Origin of the sequence: Mesorhizobium sp. M0296 (genome assembly GCF_040321675.1) — a bacterium.
Taxonomy (GTDB): Bacteria; Pseudomonadota; Alphaproteobacteria; order Rhizobiales; family Rhizobiaceae; genus Mesorhizobium.
Window position 1 is genome coordinate 57539 of record NZ_JAMYRZ010000029.1, and the last position, 19905, is coordinate 77443.

Sequence of the window (19905 nt, forward strand, 5' to 3'; positions counted from 1 at the left end):
TGGGCTTCCGCTCTAAGGTGCTCCAAGGGGAAGCGAGGGGAAATTACAGCGCTTGGACACCGGCCTGCTCATAGCGCTGCTCAATCCAGGCATCGCCCTCACACTCGGCGCGGCATTTCTCGTGCTGTGGTTCTATCAGCGCCACCGTCCCTATCTGGGCGTGCTGGCGGCGGGCTACTCGGCCTCGGCCGCAGGCTTCCTGCTCCAGTATTTCACGCTGCCGGTCGGCATGGCACCGACCAAGCTCATCTCGATCCTGTGCTTCACCTTCGCCACCTGCTGTCTCGCCGGCGCGGTCATTGCGCGCTATGGGCGGCGCGTGCCTTACCCGGCGGTCGGCATTCTGGCCTGCGGCGGCCTGGCCGCGTTCTCCTGGTTTCTTTTTGCCCGGCCGGATCTCACCTGGCGCATCCTTGCCATCAATTTCAGCTTCGGCGGCATCAGCCTGGTTGTCGCCGCCGAGTTGCGCGTGGTGCGCAACAACGGCCCGACAGAAATGATCCTGTTCGTGCTGTCGCTGCTTTCCGGCCTGAACTTCCTGGCGCGGACGCTTGCCGTCGTCATCGCGCATGGGCCGTTCACCAGCTATGAAGGGCTTTACTCCTCGTCCTATTGGACGACGGCGCTGCTGTCGCATGCATTGCTGTCGCTGCTTATTGCGCTTTGCCTGTTCGGCGCCGCCGCGCTCGATGTGATGAAGGCCCTGAAGACCGAAACCCTGACAGACCCGCTGTCGGGCCTGCTCAACCGCCGCGGCTTCGAGGAGCGCGCCATGCTTGTCCTGCAGCACTGTGCCACGGCGCAATTGCCGGTTGCTGTGGTGCTTGCCGATCTCGATCATTTCAAGGCGCTCAACGATCAGCATGGCCACGCGGCCGGCGATCGCGTCATCGCCGACTTCGCTGCCCAGCTTCTGTCGGCTGCAGGTACGCGCGGCGTTGCCGGCCGTATCGGCGGCGAAGAGTTCGCCGTGCTGTTGCCGCTCAGCGACCTTGGCGCGGCAAGACTGTTTGCCGAAGCCATTCGCACGGTCTATTCGGCGGGCAGAATCGACGGACTTCCGTCCGACACAAGAGTGACCGCGAGCTTCGGCGTGGCCGCCCGCACCAGCGACGAAGGGCTGGACCCGCTGATGCGCCGCGCCGACGAAGCGCTCTACAAAGCCAAAAGGAGTGGCCGCGACAGCGTATGCCTGTCCTATCAGCGGCCTGAAACGGTCGTCCTTCCCAATCGGACCAGTGCTGGCTGAGCGTCAGCGGCGGCTTCGAATTAACGTCTTTTTCGCGCGTTGGTGATTTGCTGTTCGGGGGGAGTGCCAAAACGCCATGGGCAGCGCTAATTTCATCCTGCTGATCAACCTGTTCGTTGCCGGGCTGCTGGCGGCGGCCTTCATGACGATCGCGGTCTATGACGCCGGCCGGGTGTCGGCACGCTGGCTGGCGTTCGGCTATGTACTCGGCACGGCTTATTTCGCGATCGAGTTCAGCATTCCTGCCTTCGACAATGCGCGCCCCGTGGTTGTCGCCGCCTTTGCCGCCTTCCTTGGCGCTACCGTCGCCTTCAATGGCGGGCTTGCCCATAAATACCGCGTTTCGCCGCCTTGGCCGCCGATGCTGTTCTTCCTGGTCTTCGCCACCCTCGCGGTCTACTTCGTGCAGGACCTGCCACGCCAATCCTTTGTGCGAATGGCGGCCTACCAGCTTCCCTATGCGGCCATGCAGTTCACCGGGCTGGCGATCGTCTTGTCGTCCAGGCAAAGACGCGAGCGGCTCGACTATATGCTGATGGCTGTCCTGGCGGCCAGCACCTTGCAGTTCGCCAGCAAACCCTTCATCGCCCATGCGCTTGGTGGCTGGGGCGCCAACCCGCAATCTTATGCGCAGACCAGCTATGCGTTGGTGTCGCAGTCGGTCGGCACCGTGTTCGGCCTGGCGCTTGCGCTGGTGACATTGGCTATCCTGGTCCGCGACGTGCTCGCCGAGGCGACGTCGAAATCGGAAACCGACACGCTTTCGCGGCTGCTCAACCGTGGCGGCTTCGAGCGCCATGCCGAGATCGCACTGCGTGACGCCATGCGGCGCGCCGTTCCAGCGGCACTGGTCATTGCCGATCTCGACCATTTCAAGCGCATCAACGATACTTACGGCCACGCGTCGGGCGATCGGGTCATCGAGACCTTTGCCGGTTTTCTCCGCGATGCCGCGGCCGACCATCAGGTCGCCGGCCGCATCGGCGGCGAGGAATTCGCTATTTTCCTGCCGGGGACCAATCTAGCCGCCGCCCGGCTCTTTGCCGAGGGCACGCGTAGCGCCTTCGGTGCCACGCCGATCGACTGCCTGCCCGCGGATCACCGCTGCAGCGCCAGCTTTGGCGTTGCCGAGCTTGGTCCGGGCGAAAGCTTTTCCGACCTGCTGCGGCGCGCCGACAAAGCGCTCTATCAGGCGAAGGGCAGCGGTCGCGATTGCGTGCGTGTCTCGGTGGGGCCGGCTGTTGCCCTGCCGGCGCCGTCAACCAAGGGCGGCGTGGCCGTCAGCGGCAGGGGCTGAGCTCCGGCATTTCGCCGTCGGAGAGGCCGTACATATAGCTGCGGCCCTTGACGAAAACCGGCGGCCTATAGCAGTCGCCGCCGCGGACATCGTCCGATTCGTTTTCGTAGATCACGTCGGGCTGGCCGGCGCTGGTGTAGTCGGACAATTCCTTGGCCAGCTTGCCCTCGCCAACGAGGATACGCTTGTAGCCGGCGGCGCTGTCGATGACGAGATTGCCGAAGGAATCGGCATAGACGCGGTCATGATGACGCGTCCCGGCGAATGCCGGTGCGACGACGCCGACGGCGAGCGCCGCCAATAGGAACCAGGGAAGGCGCGATCCTGCTGAATTCGAATGCATGGCGTGCTGCTCCATTGCTGAGAGGCAAGCCTCCTCGAATCAGAAATTAACCTTTTATTAACCTTTGTTAAGAGGGCAACCGCAGCAGGGGCGAGGTCTCGGAAAATATGGTTAATACTCAATCGCCCACCGGCCATCATTCGGCCATGCCTTGTTTCCACCATCCCCAGCATCGGGCGCGACTCAAAAAGCATGAAATCCGGTGGCTTGCCGGAGCATCGCGGCGGGCTCGATACGCGGTGGGGAAAGCAGCAAATGAGATTACGCCGCACGTTTCGGATGGCGCTAGCCATTCCGCCGCTGCTGGCTGCAGCCGCCTGCGCGCCGCAGACCAGCGCGCCCAAGCTCGGCAACACGGCCGCCGCTTCCGTGTCGCTTGCTCCCGCGGCTAGTGAACCGACGGCACCGCAGCCGCGCACAGCTACTTACAACTGCGCCGACGGTAGCGTGATGACCATCGAGAATCTCGGCACGTCGGTGCGCGTCCTCGGCCAGAACGGCGCCAGCGCCGAGCTGCCGGCGTCACCGGCCAATCAGACCAGCCGTTACGGCGAGGCGCATGACGCAATCGTGATCGATGGGCGTGAGGCGCTGGTGATGAAGGGCGGTGCATCACCGCTGGCCTGCAAGCGCTGATCCGCCGCTTGCGCCAGCCATATTTTGCAGTGCGGCGACATTGTGCCGGCGCAAGGCGACAGCCCTAATCGATTGAAGCTGAAAGCCTCGCTTTCATCAGACTAAATTACGTTTTCGAAACGGTTTTCCGGCTTTGACGCGGTGCAAAAAGAGCATTAGAAACCGGCTGTCCGAAGTCGCAACCGGAAGCGGTAATGCCGCATTCCCACCTGAGGCTCCAGAGACGCCGAACTGGGGGAGCCATGAGCAAATCACCAGCCACCCGCGAATTTGCCAGACGTGAACGGCCGCTTTCGCCGCATCTGACCGTCTATCGGCCGCCGATCACCATGACGATGTCGATCATCCATCGTATCACCGGCGGGGCGCTCTATTTCGGCACGCTGCTGGTCGCGCTGTGGCTGATGGCGGCGGCGAGTTCGGAGGCGACCTTCAATGCCGTCAACTGGGCCTTCGGCTCGTGGCTGGGACGGCTGGTGCTGTTCGGCTACAGCTGGGCGCTGATGCACCACATGCTGGGCGGCGTGCGCCATCTTATCTGGGACACTGGGGCAGGGCTGGAAAAGCATACGGCATCGAGGATCGCCTGGGCGACGCTTGCCGGCTCGGTCACGTTGACGCTGCTGATCTGGATCGCCGGCTACATGGCGCGGGGAGCCTGACATGAACGGCAAGAACACCGACATGCGCACGCCGCTGGCCAAGGTCCGCGGCCTCGGTTCCGCCCGCGAGGGCACCGGCCATTTCTGGCGCCAGCGGCTGACGGCGATCTCCAACATCCCGCTGGTCCTGTTCTTCGTCGGCTTCCTGATCGCACTCAACGGCGCCAGCTATCTCGAGGTGCGCGCCGCACTTGCCAATCCGTTCGTTGCACTGGTGCTGGCGCTGGTGCTGTTGTCGGTGCTCTACCACATGCGGCTCGGCATGCAGGCGATCATCGAAGACTATGTGCATGGCGAAGGCACCAGGCTGGCGCTGCTCGCCCTCAACACATTCTTTCCCGTAGTCGTCGGCGTCGCTTCGGTCTTCGCCCTGCTTAAACTGGCATTTGGAGGCTGATTTTTTGGCCAAGGACGCGAAGAACGCCAACACGGCTTCCGCCTATAGCTATGTCGATCACAAATTCGACGTCGTGGTCGTCGGCGCCGGCGGCGCCGGCCTGCGCGCCGCGCTCGGCATGGCCGAACAGGGCCTGCGCACCGCCTGCATCACCAAAGTGTTCCCGACGCGCTCGCATACGGTTGCGGCGCAGGGCGGCATCGCCGCCTCGCTCGCCAATATGGGTCCCGACAACTGGCAGTGGCATCTCTTCGACACCGTCAAAGGCTCAGATTGGCTGGGCGACACCGACGCTCAAGAATACATGGTGCGCGAAGCGCCGGCGGCGGTCTACGAGCTCGAGCACTACGGCGTTCCCTTCAGCCGCACCGAGGACGGGAAAATCTACCAGCGGCCGTTCGGCGGCATGATGATGAATTTCGGCGAGGGGCCGCCGGTGCAGCGCACCTGTGCGGCCGCCGACCGCACCGGCCACGCCATGCTGCACACGCTCTATGGCCAGTCGCTGAAGCACAATGCGCAGTTCTTCATCGAGTATTTCGCGCTCGACCTGATCATGGAGCCGGACGGCACCTGCACCGGCGTCGTCGCCTGGAACCTCGACGACGGCACCATCCACCGCTTTTCGGCCAAGATGGTGGTGTTGGCGACCGGCGGCTATGGCCGCGCCTATTTCTCGGCCACCTCGGCGCATACCTGCACCGGCGATGGCGGCGGCATGGCCGCACGCGCAGGCCTGCCGCTGCAGGATATGGAGTTCGTGCAGTTCCACCCGACCGGCATATACGGCGCCGGCTGCCTGATCACCGAGGGCGCGCGCGGCGAGGGCGGCTATCTCGTCAATTCCGAGGGCGAGCGCTTCATGGAGCGCTACGCGCCGTCAGCCAAGGATCTGGCTTCGCGCGACGTGGTCTCGCGCTGCATGACGCTGGAAATCCGCGAGGGCCGCGGCGTCGGCCCGAAGAAGGATCACATTTTCCTGCATCTCGACCATCTCGACCCGGCCGTTCTGCACGAGAGGCTTCCGGGTATTTCGGAATCGGCAAAGATCTTTGCCGGCGTCGACCTGACCAAGGAGCCGATCCCGGTGCTGCCGACGGTCCACTACAATATGGGCGGCGTGCCGACCAATTACTGGGGCGAGGTGCTGAACCCGACGGCGTCGAATCCGGACCAGGTGTCGCCCGGGCTGATGGCGGTCGGCGAAGCCGGCTGCGCCTCGGTGCACGGTGCTAACCGGCTGGGCTCCAACTCGCTGATCGACCTGGTGGTGTTCGGCCGTGCGGCGGCAATCCGGGCCGGCCAGGTGATCGACCGCACATCGGCGATCCCTTCGCCCAACGAGGCCGCCGTCGAAAAGATCATGGACCGCTTCGACCGGCTGCGTCACGCCAACGGCTCGACGCCGACAGCGGTTTTGCGCGAAAAGATGCAGAAGGCGATGCAGGAGGACGCGGCGGTGTTCCGCACCCAGGAATCGCTGGAAAGCGGCTGCAGGCGCATTTCGCAGATCTGGGGTGAACTCGGCGACGTCAAGGTGTTTGACCGCTCGATGATCTGGAACTCCGACCTGGTCGAGACGCTGGAGCTGGAAAACCTGATGGCCAACGCCATCACCACCGTCTACGGCGCCGAGGCGCGCAAGGAAAGCCGCGGCGCGCACGCGCGGGAGGACTTTTCGGCCCGCGACGACGCCAACTGGCGCAAGCATACGCTGGCTCGGCTCAACGAGGCCGGCGAGGTGGCGCTCACCTACCGGCCGGTGCACACCGAAACGCTGCTTAAGGAAGCAGACGGCGGCATCAACCCGGCCAAGATCGCGCCGAAGGCCAGGGTGTATTGATCATGGCGCTGGCGGTTGCGGGATATTCCGGCACGCCCCTTCCGGCCAAGCTCGGCCTGAAGGACGGGATGATTGCCGCCTTCGTCGCCTTGCCGCCCGAACTCGACGATCTGGCAGACGCCGTCGAGTTTGCCCACGTCGACCGGCTGGCTGACTGGTCGGCGATCTCTGGCGTTCATGACAAATACGATGCCGTGCATGCTTTCACCCGGCAGCGTGTCGAGATCGAGGACCGTCTTGGCGACATCGAAGCAGCGATCAAGCGGGATGGCATGGTCTGGGTCTCTTGGCCGAAGAAGGCATCGAAAGTGCCGACCGACGTCACCGAGGACGTTATCCGCACAGAGGCGCTGAAGCTCGACCTCGTCGACGTCAAGGTCGCCGCCGTGAACGAGATCTGGTCCGGGCTGAAGCTCGTCATCCGAAAGGACCTGAGGTAATGGTCGAACTCACGCTTCCGAAAAACTCGAAGATCATGGCCGGAAAAACCTGGCCGAAGCCGGAGGGCGCGACCAATCTGCGAGAATACCGCATCTACCGCTGGTCGCCGGACGATGACGAGAACCCGCGCATGGATACGTATTTCGTCGACATGGACGATTGCGGGCCGATGGTGCTCGACGCGCTGCTCTGGATCAAGAACAAGATCGATCCGACGCTGACGCTGCGCCGCTCCTGCCGCGAGGGCATTTGCGGCTCCTGCGCCATGAACATCGACGGGTCGAACACGCTGGCCTGCACCAAGGGCTGCGACGACATTTCCGGCGCGATCAAGGTCTATCCGCTACCGCACATGGCTGTGGTCAAGGACCTGGTGCCCGACCTCACCAATTTCTACGCCCAGCACGCCTCGATCGAGCCGTGGCTGAAGACGGTGTCGCCCGAGCCGGCCAAGGAATGGCTGCAGAGCCATGAGGACCGCGAAAAGCTCGACGGGCTCTACGAGTGCATATTGTGCGCCTGCTGCTCGACCTCCTGCCCGAGCTACTGGTGGAACGGCGAGCGCTATCTCGGCCCGGCGACGCTGCTGCAGGCCTATCGCTGGCTGATCGATTCCAGGGACGAGGCGACGGGCGAGCGGCTAGACAATCTCGAAGACCCGTTCCGGCTCTATCGCTGCCACACCATTATGAACTGCGCCCAGACTTGCCCCAAAGGGCTCAACCCGGCCAAGGCGATCGCCGAGATCAAGAAGATGATGGTGGAGCGACGGGTTTAGGCGGCGGGCGGGTTGCAGCCGAGATCGTCTCGTCCGCAGCGATCCTTCGCGCTCCCCTCTGTCCTGCCGGACATCTCCCCCTCAAGGGGCCCTCAAGGGGGAGATTAGCAGCTTGGAGGACAGCGCCCTTTCTGCAGCCTTGAAAAGTGGCGAAGCGGTGATGACAGCCAATCTCCCCACTAGAGGGGGAGATGTCCGGCAGGACAGAGGGGGGCGCTGTCCCGCCGAGTTGGAAAGGATAGCAAACTTATGACCGATATCGACCTTCCCATCCTCTCTCCCATCGAAGCCCGCGTGCTCGGCTGCCTGATCGAGAAGAAGGAGCTGACGCCGGACGTCTATCCGCTGACGCTCAATGCAGCACATGCGGCGGCCAACCAGAAAACGGCGCGCGAGCCGGTGTTGTCGGTCGAGGTTGGCGAAGTCAGAAGGGCGCTTGGCCAGCTCGAGCAGAAGGGCCTCGTCAGGCAGGTGTTCGCGTCGCGCGTCGAGCGCTATGAGCATGTCGTGGCACAGCGCTTTTCCCTGACCTCGGCGCAGATCGCGCTGCTCGGCCTGTTGTTGCTGCGCGGCCCGCAGACGGCCTATGAATTGCTGGCGCGAAGCGAGCGCCTGGCGCGGTTGCCGTCGATCGAGGAGCTTCGCGGCAATCTCGATCTGCTGATCGGCCGCCGGCCACCGCTGGTGCAGCAGATCGACCGTGGTCCCGGCCAGCGCGAGGATCGCTATGTCCATCTGCTCAGCGGGCCGCCGCAGCTGCCGGCTGCCGCAGCGCCCCTGCAGTCGTCCTCGCCGGCGTCGGATCTGGAGACGCGCGTGCAGGCCCTCGAGGAAGAGGTCGCGGCATTGCGCGCCCGTCTCGACGCGCTGTCCGGGGATGGGCGATAAGGATTTTCGAGACGTCGGACGGCCCCTCAGGTAACGTGTTCGTTGCCTACTTTCGATTGGCTGGCGCTGCCCCGCCTGCCGGCGACCTCTCCCCGTATAGGGACGAGGAGAGGGACGCTCTTCGACGGTTTCGTCAATCATCAACGTCGCAAGAAGAGTGCCGCCGCGGCGGCCAGCTTCTTTCTCCCCGTCACTTACGGGGAGAAATGCCCGGCAGGGCAATGAGGGGCGGCGCCGACTTTAACAATTGATGGACTCCAACACCAGTTGGAATCTATCAGGCATAAAAGCTCTCTCACCCGAGCCTGGCGTCGAGCGATACCTTGATGGCGCCGAGCGCCTTCGAGACCGGGCATTCGGCCTTGGCCTTCTCGGCCAATTCCTTGAACTTGGCGGCATCGATGCCCGGTACCTTGCCGACCAGGGTGATCGCGCTGCCGGTGATGCCAGTGCCGGGAACCAGCGTTACCACGGCCTTGGCGTCGAGTTCGGCGGCCGGGGTGCCGTTCTCGGCGAGGAAATGCGAAAGCTGCATGGCGTAGCAGCCGGCATGGGCGGCGGCGATCAGCTCTTCCGGATTTGTGCCGGATTTGCCGCTCTCGTCCTCGAAACGCATCTTGGCGGAATAGGGCGTGCCCTTCAGCGTCCCGCTCTGTGTATCGAGCGTGCCTTTGCCTTCCTTGAAACTGCCTTTCCAAACGGCGTTGGCGGTGCGGTCCATCAATTCCTCCTTGATTGTCGTGATTGAGCCCGTGATCGGCATCCAGTCGACTATAGCGCGCGCCGGAGCGAAGGCCACCCACGCTTTCGTATCGGCGGCAGCGTGACACATCATGTCGAGCGAAAAAAATTAAAAAAAATACGCGTGCAAAAATGTCGACTTCCATCTGTCCCGGCCGTCCTGCGGGCGGCCATGGACTTGGTGGCCGGATGGAGGACCACATGAACAACCTGTTTTCTGCTCACTGGACAAGCACCGGCCACAGGGCCGGTGAACAACAAGCCGACTGGTCGCGCCTGCAGCCTTCCGGCTTCGGCCGATTGCTTGCGGCGATTGCCATTATCGGGATTGCGGTATCTCTTCTCGACTATGCTGCGGCCGGTCTCGATTCTGCGGCAGGCAAGGGCTCCGCGGAGATTTCCGTAGCCTCGTCTTCGGCTTCAAGCCAGGAATGGAGATAAAAATGAAGTATGTTTGCCTGGTCTATGGTGAAGAAAAAGATCTCTACGCAATGACGCCCGAGAGGCTGGCCAAGCTCGACGCCGATTCGATGGCCCATGACCGGTCATTGGACCAACGCGGGATGCTGATCATCGCGCAGGCGCTGCAATCGGTGAAAACGTCGAAAACCGTTCGCAGGCGCAAGGGCAAGCGGCTGGTCACCGACGGCCCCTTCGCCGAAACCAAGGAGCAGTTGCTCGGTTTCGTCATGATCGAGGCCGAGAGCCTAGACGAGGCGCTGGAGATCGCGGGCGAGATTCCGCTGGCCGAAATCGGCACGATCGAGGTGCGGGCGATCTACAAGGTGCCCGGGTCATAGAGATGTCTCGATAGGTTCCTCCGCGGAGCGGCGGAGACCAACGACTGGCGCGGGCTTTCGTTTTCCTCATCGGACGCAACTTTTGCGTGTTGAAGCGAAGCAATACTTCTCCTATGGTCGCCGAGATCGGGGGATTTCGGGGCATGCATATATTGATTGCAGCAATCGGCCTGCTGGGGGCAGCGGCGTTCTGGTGGTACCGGCTGAAGACCATGAACGACGCGGCGCGTGAGGTTGCCGACGTCGTTGGCCGCGTGCAGGGCAACGTCCGCCGCAAGAAACTGCGCAAGCAGGCGGCGCTCTCGCCGCTGACGGCGATCGACGATCCGGTCGTCGCCGCCGCGACGCTGATCACCGCCATCGTTTCCGAACATGGTCCTGTGCTGCCGCAACGCGAAGCTGCCATTCGATCGGTGATCTCGGAGATTGCCGACAAAAAACAGACCGATGAAGCGGTGATCTACGCCAAATGGGCGGCATCGCAAATCGACGACGCCACGGTCGTCATCGACAAGCTGGCACCGTTCCTGCGCGAACGGCTCGACGCGGCCGAAAGGAGCGATCTGCTGCGGATGGTCAGCCGTACGGCGGAAGCCGGCGGACAAAACCTGCAGATTCCCGACCAGCGCATGCTGCGGCTGCGCCAGAAGCTGGGCTTCGAGGTGAACTAAGTTCCCTGACACGGAAATTTGGCAGACCGCATGGCGATTAAGCCGAGACGCCTGATCGCTTCAGGGCCTGTTTAGATCGCCTCGCCCTTCAACAGTTTCGGCGTGTCGCCGGACAGACCCGACGCCTGGCGGATGAAAAACCCCTTCAGCCGGGGCATGCGCTCGACGAGGCCGAGGCCGATGTCGCGCAAAGTGCGCAGCGGGCCGAAATCGTTGGAAAACATCCGGTTCAGCACATCGGTGGTGATGCCCATCTGCACCGTGTCGAAACGCCGCCATTGCTGGTAGCGCTCAAGCACGTCGAGCGCGCCGATGTCCTGGCCGAGCCGGTCGGCCTCGACCACCACTTCGGCCAGCGCCGCCACGTCCTTGAAGCCGAGATTGAGACCCTGGCCGGCGATCGGGTGGATGCCGTGGGCGGCGTCGCCGGCCAAGGCGATGCGCGGCGCGACGAAGGCGCGCGCAATGATCAGCCCTAGCGGCCAGGCACGCGGCTTGTCGGCGATATGAATTTCGCCGAGTTTCAGGCCAAAGCGCTGCTCGAGCTCATATTCCAGGACCAGCGCGTCGCCACTGACCAGTTTCTCGGCATCCTGCGACCGTTCGACCCAGACGATCGACGAGCGGTTGGTGCCGTCCTTGCCCGGCTTGAGCGGCAGCATGGCAAACGGGCCTGCGGGCAGGAAATGCTCTTCGGCGCGGCCGTTGTGCGGCCGCTCGTGCGCCACCGTGCAGACGATGCCGGACTGGCCATACTCCCATTTTACCGTCTTGATGCCGGCCATGTCGCGCAGCTTCGAGTTGACGCCGTCGGCGGCAACCAGCAGCCGCGCCTTCAGCGTCGCGCCGTCGGCAAGATGCACCGTTATGCCGGCGCCGTTGATGTCGAAGGCGCTGACGGCGACGCCTTCGATGATGCCGATGCCGAGTTGTTCGGCGCGCCGGCGCAAGGCGCCGTTCAAATCCTTGTTGGCGACCATATGCGCAAAGGGTTCGCCGGGCGCGACCTCGCCGTCGAAGGTGAGGAACACCGGGCGGACCGGATCGGATGTGCGCGAATCGGTGACAATCATTTCGGTGATTGCCTGCGCCTCCGGCGCGATCTCGTTCCAGACGCCGAGCTGGTCGAGCATGCGGCACGCGGCGGCGGCAATCGCCGAGGCGCGGCCGTCCTTCTGCCAGACGCCGGCCGGCGCGGCATCGACGACGGCGACGGCGAGGCTCGGCCGCGCCTGCTTCAGCGACACGGCGGCGGCCAAGCCGATATAACCGGCGCCGGCGACCAGAACGTCGAGCGAATTCTTGCTGTCGACCATGGGCAATTCCTTTCGCAGCCTGACTGTCGCCGGGCATTCCGCCCTTGACTGCCCGCTGTTCCTGTCGGAAACCGCCATGGTAATTTTGCGGCGAGGTCAAGATGACGGCAGCCATGGACGAGCTTCTCGGTATTCTCGACCTCGAGCAGCTGGAACACAACCTGTATCGTGGTCGCAGCCCCAAGCTCGATTGGCAGCGCATCTTCGGCGGCCAGACCATCGCCCAGGCGCTGGTCGCCGCGCAGCGAACGGTCGAGCCCGAGCGCCACGTGCATTCGCTGCATGGCTATTTCATGCGGCCGGGCGACACCAAGGTGCCTATCATCTACGAGGTCGACCGCATCCGTGACGGCGGCTCCTTCACCACGCGCCGCGTCGTGGCGATCCAGCACGGCCAGGCGATCTTTTCGCTGGAAGCCTCGTTCCAGCAGGATGAGGTCGGCCTGGAACATCAGGTGCCGATGCCGCAGGACGTGCCGGCGCCTGACACGTTGCTGTCGCAGCGCGAATTGCTGGGCAAGTTCGGCGAAGCCGTGCCCGACGGCATCAAGCGCTATTGGGAGCGCGACCGGCCGATCGAGATGAAGCCGGTGATGCTGAAGCATTATACCAGCCGGGAAAAGCTCGAGCCGAAGCAGAACATCTGGATCCGCACCACCGGCCCGGTGCCGGCCGACCGCGCCACGCAGGCGGCCGTGCTCGCTTACCTCTCGGATATGACGCTGCTCGACACCTCGACCTTTGCCCATGGCCGCGCCATTTTCGATCGTGATATCCAGGCAGCCAGCCTCGACCACGCCATGTGGTTCCACCGCAGCCATCCGCTCGACGACTGGATGCTGTACACGCAAGACAGCCCGTCGACGCAAGGATCGCGTGGCTTTACCCGCGGCTCGCTGTTTGCCCGCGACGGCACCCTGATCGCCTCGGTTGCCCAAGAAGGACTCATCCGGCTGAAGCGGCCGCCTGCGGAGTAGGCATTTTTCGAAATTTGCCTACTTTTTAAGCATATGCACTGCCGCGCCTGTGAACAGGCAGCTGCCAGACCTTCTCGATTTCGTTGTTTAACAACAGCTTAACACCCTGCTTCGGCAATTGGCACGGAGCTTGAATCCTAGCGGGCACTCTCCGGCTCTCATGGGGATCGGCGAAGTCGTGCAAACGCGGGGACCCGCAACAGCAAAGGGTGAAACCTTATGAAGATCGTGATGGCAATCATAAAGCCGTTCAAGCTCGACGAGGTGCGCGAGGCGCTCACCGCAGTCGGCATCCAGGGCCTGACCGTCACCGAAGTAAAAGGCTACGGACGTCAGAAGGGGCACACGGAAATCTATCGCGGGGCGGAATACGCGGTCAGCTTCCTGCCGAAGATCAAGATCGAAGTCGCGGTCGCTGTCGACATGGTCGACAAGGCCGTCGAAGCCATCACCGCGGCGGCCAAGACCGGCCAGATCGGCGACGGCAAGATCTTCGTTTTCGGCATCGACCAGGCGGTGCGCATTCGCACCGGCGAAACAGACACCGACGCGCTTTGAGCTGCGGATACGTATTCCAATGGAGAGTTCAATGAATATTCCTTCCACCTTGAAGATAACGGGACGCGCGGCCGTTTTAGGTTCGCTCGCTCTCGCTGCGCTGGGCACGGTTGCTGCGTTCGCGCAGGAAGCGGCACCGGCTGCCCCTGCGCCCGCGCTCGACACCGGCAACACAGCCTGGATGCTGACCTCGACGGCGCTGGTGCTGATGATGACCGTACCGGGCCTGGCGCTGTTTTATGGCGGCATGGTGCGCAAAAAGAACGTGCTCGCCACCATCATGCAGAGCTTTGCCATCACCTGCCTGGTGACGGTGCTGTGGTTCATGTTCGGCTACTCGCTGGCCTTCTCGGATGGCGGCGGCATGAATGCCTATCTCGGCGGCTTCTCGAAGTTCTTCCACAACGGCATCACCACCTCCTCGCTGTGGCTGCCGGGCGTGGCGAACATTCCTGAGTTCGTCTTCTCGATGTTCCAGATGACCTTCGCCATCATCACGCCGGCGCTGATTGCCGGCGCCTTCGCCGAACGCATGAAGTTCTCGGCGCTGCTCATCTTCATGGGCGCGTGGCTGCTGGTGGTCTACGCCCCGATCGCGCACTGGGTGTGGGGCGGCGGCTTCCTCGGCACAGCCGGCGTTCTCGATTTCGCCGGCGGCACGGTCGTTCACATCAATGCCGGTGTTGCCGGCCTGGTCTGCGCGCTGGTTCTCGGCAAACGTGAAGGCTACGGCACCACCAACATGGCGCCGCACAACCTCGTCTACTCCGTCATCGGCGCTTCGCTGCTGTGGGTCGGCTGGTTCGGCTTCAACGCCGGCTCGGAACTGGCCGCCGACGGCCTTGCCGGTGCCGCGATGCTGAACACCCAGGTTGCCGCTGCCGCTGCGGCGCTCGCCTGGATGTTCGCCGAATGGATCGTCGCCAAGAAGCCGAGCGTGCTTGGCATCATCTCGGGCGCCGTCGCCGGCCTGGTCGCGGTGACGCCGGCTTCCGGTTTCGTCAATCCGACCGGCGCCTTCATCGTCGGCATCGTCGCCGGCGTGCTCTGCTACGTCTCGGCCGTCAAGCTCAAGCACGCGTTCGGCTATGACGACTCGCTCGATGCATTCGGCGTGCACGGCATCGGCGGCATCATCGGTGCATTGCTGACCGGCGTGCTCGCCGATCCGGCGATCAACAGCCTTGGCTCGGGTGCCTCTGTCGGCAAGCAGCTCTACGGTATCGTCTTCACCATCCTGTGGACGGCGATCGCGAGCTTCGTGATCCTCTATATCGTCAAGGCGCTGGTCGGCCTGCGTCCTTCGACCCAGGAAGAGGTCGAAGGCCTCGACATCAGCCAGCACGGCGAAGTGGTGCCGTGAGGTTTATTGGCTGGCACCGGCGTTTTGCCGGTGCCGGGAAGATCCCGTCGTGATGCTCCCGAAAGGGCTCACGCCTTGAGGCCCGGAAGATTTCCGGGCCTCTTTTTTGTGCGTAGGCGGCCGTTATGGCTCGATCACAATCGCTTGACCAAGGTGCTCGATCCGCCGGCGGCGTGCAACAGCGGCCGCAGCGGCTCCGAACTGTGGTGGCGGTCGCCCGTTCCGGTGACGCAGAATGCCCATGGTTAATGCGCCCTTAACCTTCCCGCCGCTAGTCTGACAGCCGAATCTGCCGTGTTGCGCGTCCGCGCCCGGCCGGGCAACGACAGACGAGGAAGAGCATGCGTTCAGGGGCTTCAGCACCGCTTGCGCTGGCCGATACGGAGCACGGCATGCGGTCGTTCGCGAGGCGCCAGGTCGGGCGGCTGGTCGGTGCCGGGCTGTTTGCTCTGGTTGGTTTCGGCGTCGCCGCCCTTGCCACCTGGAACGTCGCCGATCCGAGCTTTTCGCACGCCACCGACAACATCGTCACCAATGCAATGGGTTATGCCGGCGCCGTCTTTTCCGACATTGCCATGCAGTTCTTCGGACTTGCCGCCGTTGCGGCGCTGGTGCCGGCGGTGATCTGGGGATTTCTGCTGTTTACCGCGCGCGGCGTCGACCGGCTGCCGAAACGGGCGTTGGCCTGGTTCGGGTTTTCGCTGCTTGGCGCGGCAATTGCCGGCTGCGTGGTGCCGCCCAAGACCTGGCCGCTGCCGACCGGCCTCGGCGGCGTCTTCGGCGACATGGTGCTCAATATCCCGGGCCTGGTCATCGGCGGCTATCCGACCGGCCTCGTCGCCAGCGTACTCGCCGTGCTCCTGGCAGCGCCGGCGCTGTGGGTATTCTTGTATGGCTCGGCGCTGATTTCGCGCAAGAACGGCTTTGCCGTCCTCGAACAGCCTGCAGTGCCCGATCCGCAGGACGACCTGCTTTTCGACAATGAAGAGGACGAGGGCGACGAAGGCATATTGGCGCTTGGCGCCATCACCCACTGGTGGCTGTCGCTGCGGGCCTATCTGCGCCGCCGCGCCGCGCGCCGGCGCGAGCGCGACGATTTCGAGCCGGAGATGGAACCGCGCCCCAGCGCCTGGCGGCGGGCGGCCGAACGGGTCGAATCGGCCGAGTTCGCCGAGGCGCGGATGAGCCCGGGCGGGCGCGCCCGCGTCGAGCCGGAATTCTTCGCCGCCATGGTCAACGACCGCAGTGCCTCGATCGACCCTGACGATGCCGACGTCTTCGATAACGACGACAATGACGACGACATGGATTTCGCGCCCGAGCCGGCCGGCCAGCGCCGCGCCGCGCCGACGGCCAAGGTGCAGAACTTCCGTTCCGACGCGGCGACACGCGTCGAGGCGCCGGCGCCGCGGCCGGCCCCCGGCGCCCGCGTCCAGCGCGAGGCGCAGACTTCGCTGATCGGCTCGGAAAAATTCGAGATGCCGTCGCTGCACTTCCTGTCGGAACCAAAGAACGTGGTGCGCGACGCCAGCCTGTCCAAGGACGCGCTGGAGCAGAACGCCCGCCTGCTCGAGGGCGTGCTGGAGGATTTCGGCGTCAAGGGCGAAATCATCCATGTCCGTCCGGGTCCGGTCGTCACGCTTTACGAGCTGGAACCGGCGCCCGGCATCAAATCGTCGCGGGTCATCGGCCTGTCCGACGACATCGCCCGCTCGATGAGCGCCATCGCCTGCCGTGTCGCCGTGGTGCCCGGCCGCAACGCGATCGGCATCGAATTGCCGAACGCCAGGCGCGAGACGGTCTATTTGCGCGAGATCATGGCCAGCCGCGATTTCGAAACCACCAAGGCCAAGCTGGCGCTGGCGCTGGGCAAGACCATCAATGGCGAGGCGGTGATCGTCGACATCGCCAAAATGCCGCACGTGCTGGTCGCCGGCACCACCGGCTCGGGCAAGTCCGTCGCCATCAACACCATGATCCTGTCGCTGCTCTACCGGCTGACGCCGCAGGACTGCCGGCTGATCATGATCGATCCAAAGATGCTGGAGCTCTCGGTCTATGACGGCATTCCGCATCTTCTGACGCCGGTCGTCACCGATCCGAAGAAGGCGGTGGTGGCGCTGAAATGGACCGTGCGGGAGATGGAGGACCGCTACCGCAAGATGTCCAAGGTCGGCGTCCGCAACATCGACGGCTTCAACGCGCGCGTGCAGCAGGCCGAGAAAAAGGGCGAAAGGATCTCGCGCACCGTGCAGACCGGCTTCGACCGCCAAACCGGCGAGGCGATCTACGAGACGGAGAACCTCGACCTCGAGCCGATGCCCTACATCGTCGTCATCATCGACGAGATGGCCGATTTGATGATGGTCGCCGGCAAGGACATCGAAGGCGCGGTGCAGCGCCTGGCGCAGATGGCGCGCGCCGCCGGCATCCATGTCATCATGGCGACGCAGCGGCCGTCGGTCGACGTCATCACCGGCACCATCAAGGCGAATTTCCCGACCCGCATCTCCTTCCAGGTGACATCGAAGATCGACAGCCGCACCATCCTGGGCGAACAGGGCGCCGAACAGCTGCTCGGCATGGGCGACATGCTCTACATGGCCGGCGGCGGCCGCATCCAGCGCGTGCACGGTCCCTTCGTCTCCGACGACGAGGTGGAGAAGATCGTCGCGCACCTGAAATTGCAGGGCGTGCCGGAATATCTCGACGCCATCACCGAGGACGACGACAAGGATGACGATGAGCCGTCGGGCAAAGGCAGTGGCGGCGGCGACGGCGGCAATTTCGAGGATTCCGACGATCCCTACGACCAGGCGGTTGCGGTGGTGCTGCGGGACGGCAAGGCCTCGACCAGCTACATCCAGCGCCGGCTCGGCATCGGCTACAACCGCGCCGCCTCGATCATCGAGAAGATGGAGAAGGAAGGCATTGTCGGCCCGGCCAATCATGCCGGAAAACGCGAAATCCTGGTGCCGACGGAGGACGACAAGTTCTAGAGCGCATCCGCGCCGGCAACTTTGAACCTTTTGGCGCGTTGCAACGGACGGGCGCCGTGCGGTCCGCCAAACTTAAGCCCAACTGGGGGGCCAGACCAATATAACGAGCAAGCAATCAGATGATGGTGACCGGCATGAAAAACGCAACTCTCGCCCAAAGCAGGGATTTCGCCCCAACCCGCCGGCAGGTGCTCGGCCTCGGCCTGGTCCTGGCCGGTGCGGCGGCCGCCAATGTCGTGCCCGGCTTCCAGCTGCTGGCGTCGGCGCAAGCAGCGGTTCCGGCGACGGCGCAGAAGATCGCCGATCATTTCTCCTCGGTCAAATCGATGAGCGGCGAGTTTGTGCAGTTCGGGCCCAAGGGCGAGCAGACCGGCGGCAAGTTCTTTCTGGAACGACCGGGCAAGATACGCTTCAATTATGACGGCGCCTCGAATTTCAGGGTGATTTCCGACGGCAAGTCGGTGGTCATCCTCAACAAGAAGCTGCGGACCTCCGACCTCTACCCGCTGTCGAAGACGCCGCTGAAGCTGCTGCTCGACGACAAGATCGATCTGTCGGGCGGGCGCGTCAGAAGCGTCAAGGAAGAGGACGATCTCACCACCATCCAGCTTGCCGACAAATCGGTGTTCGGCAATTCGAAGATCACCATGATGTTCGATCCGAAATCCTATGAATTGCGGCAGTGGACCATCACCGATGCGCAAGGCAAGGACACGACGGTGATGATCTTCAACACCAAGGAGGGCGTCAGCTTCGCCCCCGACACTTTCGCCATCGACTATACGGCGAACCGCGAGCTGAACACCAAGACGCGGTAAATTCTCTTCGGGCGTCAGCGCCGCCCCTCACCTGCCTGCCGGCATCCTCTCCCCGTATAGTGACGGGGAGAGGGGCGCTCTCATCGTCGGTTTCGCCAATTTTTCGCATTGCAAAAAGAGCACCAAGCGTGCGGCCAGCCCCTTCTCCCCGTCACTATACGGGGAGAAGGTGTCGGCAGACGGATGAGGGGCAGCACCGGACTCGACCATGACAGGCTCGGCCAAGCGCCGGCTTGTCTTTGCGGTGCGCGGCTGGCAGTAGTTTCCGCGATTGACTTCCGCCAGACCCATCCGGCGGATCTCGCGTTGTCCGGAACCCACATGCCGTTTTCAGTCGCTACCTGGAACATCAACTCCGTCCGGCTGCGTATGCCGATCGTCGAACGCCTGCTGGTCGAGCAGGCGCCGGACGTGCTCTGCCTGCAGGAAACCAAGGTTCCGGACGAATTGTTTCCGGAGAAGGCGTTCCGCAAGCTCGGCTACGAGCACATCGCCTTCCATGGCCAGAAGGGCTATCACGGCGTTGCCACCATAGCGCGGCGGCCGATCGAGGTGGTCGAAAAGCGCCGCTTCTGCGAGATCGACGACAGCCGGCATCTGTCGGTCACCGTCAACGCCGGCGGCAAAACGATCCTGCTGCACAATTTCTACGTTCCGGCCGGCGGCGACGAGCCCGACCCGGCCGTCAACCGCAAGTTCAAGCACAAGCTCGATTTCGTTGCCGAGATGAACGCCGTCCGCGCCGAGCATGACGAGCACTCCGGCTCGATCCTGGTCGGCGACCTCAACATCGCGCCGCTCGAGCACGATGTCTGGTCGCACAAGCAGCTCCTCAATGTCGTCAGCCATACGCCGGTCGAGACGGAAAACTTCGAGGCAATGCGGCTCGCCGGCGACTGGATCGACCTGATGCGGCTCAATGTGCCTTACGAGGAGAAACTCTACACCTGGTGGAGCTATCGCGCCCAGGATTGGCAGGCCTCAAATCGCGGCCGCCGCCTCGACCATGTCTGGTCGTCGCCAAACCTGGTGCCGCATTTTGCCGGCTATGAAATCCTGCGGCCGGCGCGCGGCTGGGAACGGCCCTCGGACCATGTGCCGGTGATCGGGCGTTTCAACCTGGATTAG

At 63.7% G+C, this 19905-nt stretch carries 21 protein-coding genes; 18 read left to right on the plus strand and 3 right to left on the minus strand.

Annotated elements, in window-relative coordinates; all coding sequences use genetic code 11:
• Positions 1-52 precede the first annotated feature (52 nt).
• A complete protein-coding gene (locus NKI97_RS24545; protein WP_352837032.1) occupies positions 53-1249 on the plus strand; it encodes a GGDEF domain-containing protein in 1197 nt (398 codons plus the stop codon).
• A gap of 76 nt (positions 1250-1325) precedes the next feature.
• The gene (locus tag NKI97_RS24550) at positions 1326-2546 is read left to right on the plus strand and encodes a GGDEF domain-containing protein (RefSeq protein WP_352450159.1); all 1221 of its coding nucleotides are present in this window, start codon (positions 1326-1328) and stop codon (positions 2544-2546) included.
• On the opposite strand, the gene NKI97_RS24555 is transcribed toward NKI97_RS24550, so the two are convergent.
• On the minus strand, positions 2530-2889 hold the full coding sequence (locus NKI97_RS24555; RefSeq protein WP_352450158.1) for a hypothetical protein: 360 nt from the start codon (positions 2887-2889) through the stop codon (positions 2530-2532). The genes NKI97_RS24550 and NKI97_RS24555 overlap by 17 nt on opposite strands.
• A gap of 255 nt (positions 2890-3144) precedes the next feature.
• Between NKI97_RS24555 and NKI97_RS24560 the strand changes: the two genes are divergently transcribed.
• The 7 genes from NKI97_RS24560 (at position 3145) to NKI97_RS24590 (ending at position 8534) form a co-directional block, all read left to right on the plus strand.
• Positions 3145-3525 (plus strand): hypothetical protein, encoded by a 381-nt coding sequence (locus tag NKI97_RS24560; RefSeq protein WP_352450157.1) that lies wholly within the window; start codon positions 3145-3147, stop codon positions 3523-3525.
• Positions 3526-3767: 242 nt separating this feature from the next.
• Positions 3768-4187, plus strand: a complete 420-nt coding sequence (gene sdhC / locus NKI97_RS24565; RefSeq protein ID WP_352450156.1) for a succinate dehydrogenase, cytochrome b556 subunit — start codon at positions 3768-3770, stop codon at positions 4185-4187.
• Between the two features lies 1 nt (position 4188).
• The gene (sdhD, locus tag NKI97_RS24570; protein WP_292663226.1) at positions 4189-4584 is read left to right on the plus strand and encodes a succinate dehydrogenase, hydrophobic membrane anchor protein; all 396 of its coding nucleotides are present in this window, start codon (positions 4189-4191) and stop codon (positions 4582-4584) included.
• A gap of 4 nt (positions 4585-4588) precedes the next feature.
• Positions 4589-6427 carry a succinate dehydrogenase flavoprotein subunit gene (gene sdhA / locus NKI97_RS24575; RefSeq protein WP_023679766.1) on the plus strand — a complete coding sequence of 613 codons (1839 nt, stop codon included), beginning with the start codon at positions 4589-4591 and terminating at the stop codon, positions 6425-6427.
• 2 nt (positions 6428-6429) lie between these two features.
• The gene (locus NKI97_RS24580; protein ID WP_352450155.1) at positions 6430-6867 is read left to right on the plus strand and encodes a DUF3052 family protein; all 438 of its coding nucleotides are present in this window, start codon (positions 6430-6432) and stop codon (positions 6865-6867) included.
• A complete protein-coding gene (locus tag NKI97_RS24585) occupies positions 6867-7646 on the plus strand; it encodes a succinate dehydrogenase iron-sulfur subunit (RefSeq protein ID WP_292663232.1) in 780 nt (259 codons plus the stop codon). Before NKI97_RS24580 ends, NKI97_RS24585 begins: the two co-directional genes overlap by 1 nt.
• Before the next feature lie 249 nt (positions 7647-7895).
• Complete coding sequence (locus tag NKI97_RS24590) at positions 7896-8534, plus strand: YceH family protein (RefSeq protein ID WP_352450154.1); 639 nt, start codon at positions 7896-7898, stop codon at positions 8532-8534.
• A gap of 295 nt (positions 8535-8829) precedes the next feature.
• On the opposite strand, the gene NKI97_RS24595 is transcribed toward NKI97_RS24590, so the two are convergent.
• Positions 8830-9255: an OsmC family protein gene (locus tag NKI97_RS24595; protein ID WP_031212702.1), complete on the minus strand. Its 426-nt coding sequence runs from the start codon at positions 9253-9255 to the stop codon at positions 8830-8832.
• 221 nt (positions 9256-9476) lie between these two features.
• Here NKI97_RS24595 and NKI97_RS24600 point away from each other — a divergent pair, with 221 nt between their 5' ends.
• The 3 genes from NKI97_RS24600 to NKI97_RS24610 all read left to right on the plus strand — a co-directional run bounded on the left by NKI97_RS24600 (position 9477) and on the right by NKI97_RS24610 (position 10746).
• Positions 9477-9716, plus strand: coding sequence for a hypothetical protein (locus tag NKI97_RS24600; protein WP_352450153.1), 240 nt, complete (start codon positions 9477-9479; stop codon positions 9714-9716).
• 2 nt (positions 9717-9718) lie between these two features.
• A complete protein-coding gene (locus NKI97_RS24605; protein WP_352450152.1) occupies positions 9719-10075 on the plus strand; it encodes a YciI family protein in 357 nt (118 codons plus the stop codon).
• A 143-nt stretch (positions 10076-10218) separates the two neighbouring features.
• Positions 10219-10746 carry a hypothetical protein gene (locus NKI97_RS24610; protein WP_352450151.1) on the plus strand — a complete coding sequence of 176 codons (528 nt, stop codon included), beginning with the start codon at positions 10219-10221 and terminating at the stop codon, positions 10744-10746.
• 71 nt (positions 10747-10817) lie between these two features.
• Here NKI97_RS24610 and NKI97_RS24615 read toward each other — a convergent pair whose 3' ends face one another.
• Positions 10818-12062: a ubiquinone biosynthesis hydroxylase gene (locus tag NKI97_RS24615; RefSeq protein ID WP_352450150.1), complete on the minus strand. Its 1245-nt coding sequence runs from the start codon at positions 12060-12062 to the stop codon at positions 10818-10820.
• Positions 12063-12163: 101 nt separating this feature from the next.
• On the opposite strand from NKI97_RS24615, the gene tesB reads away from it, so the two are divergent.
• From tesB to NKI97_RS24645, 6 genes are all read left to right on the plus strand, one after another.
• Positions 12164-13039 carry an acyl-CoA thioesterase II gene (tesB, locus tag NKI97_RS24620; RefSeq protein ID WP_031212697.1) on the plus strand — a complete coding sequence of 292 codons (876 nt, stop codon included), beginning with the start codon at positions 12164-12166 and terminating at the stop codon, positions 13037-13039.
• 219 nt (positions 13040-13258) lie between these two features.
• Positions 13259-13597 (plus strand): P-II family nitrogen regulator, encoded by a 339-nt coding sequence (locus tag NKI97_RS24625; protein ID WP_023679755.1) that lies wholly within the window; start codon positions 13259-13261, stop codon positions 13595-13597.
• A gap of 49 nt (positions 13598-13646) precedes the next feature.
• On the plus strand, positions 13647-14960 hold the full coding sequence (locus NKI97_RS24630) for an ammonium transporter (RefSeq protein WP_352837055.1): 1314 nt from the start codon (positions 13647-13649) through the stop codon (positions 14958-14960).
• A 341-nt stretch (positions 14961-15301) separates the two neighbouring features.
• On the plus strand, positions 15302-17959 hold the full coding sequence (locus NKI97_RS24635; protein ID WP_352450148.1) for an FtsK/SpoIIIE family DNA translocase: 2658 nt from the start codon (positions 15302-15304) through the stop codon (positions 17957-17959).
• A gap of 134 nt (positions 17960-18093) precedes the next feature.
• Complete coding sequence (locus NKI97_RS24640) at positions 18094-18777, plus strand: outer membrane lipoprotein carrier protein LolA (RefSeq protein ID WP_352450147.1); 684 nt, start codon at positions 18094-18096, stop codon at positions 18775-18777.
• A 321-nt stretch (positions 18778-19098) separates the two neighbouring features.
• Positions 19099-19905 carry an exodeoxyribonuclease III gene (locus NKI97_RS24645; RefSeq protein ID WP_352450145.1) on the plus strand — a complete coding sequence of 269 codons (807 nt, stop codon included), beginning with the start codon at positions 19099-19101 and terminating at the stop codon, positions 19903-19905.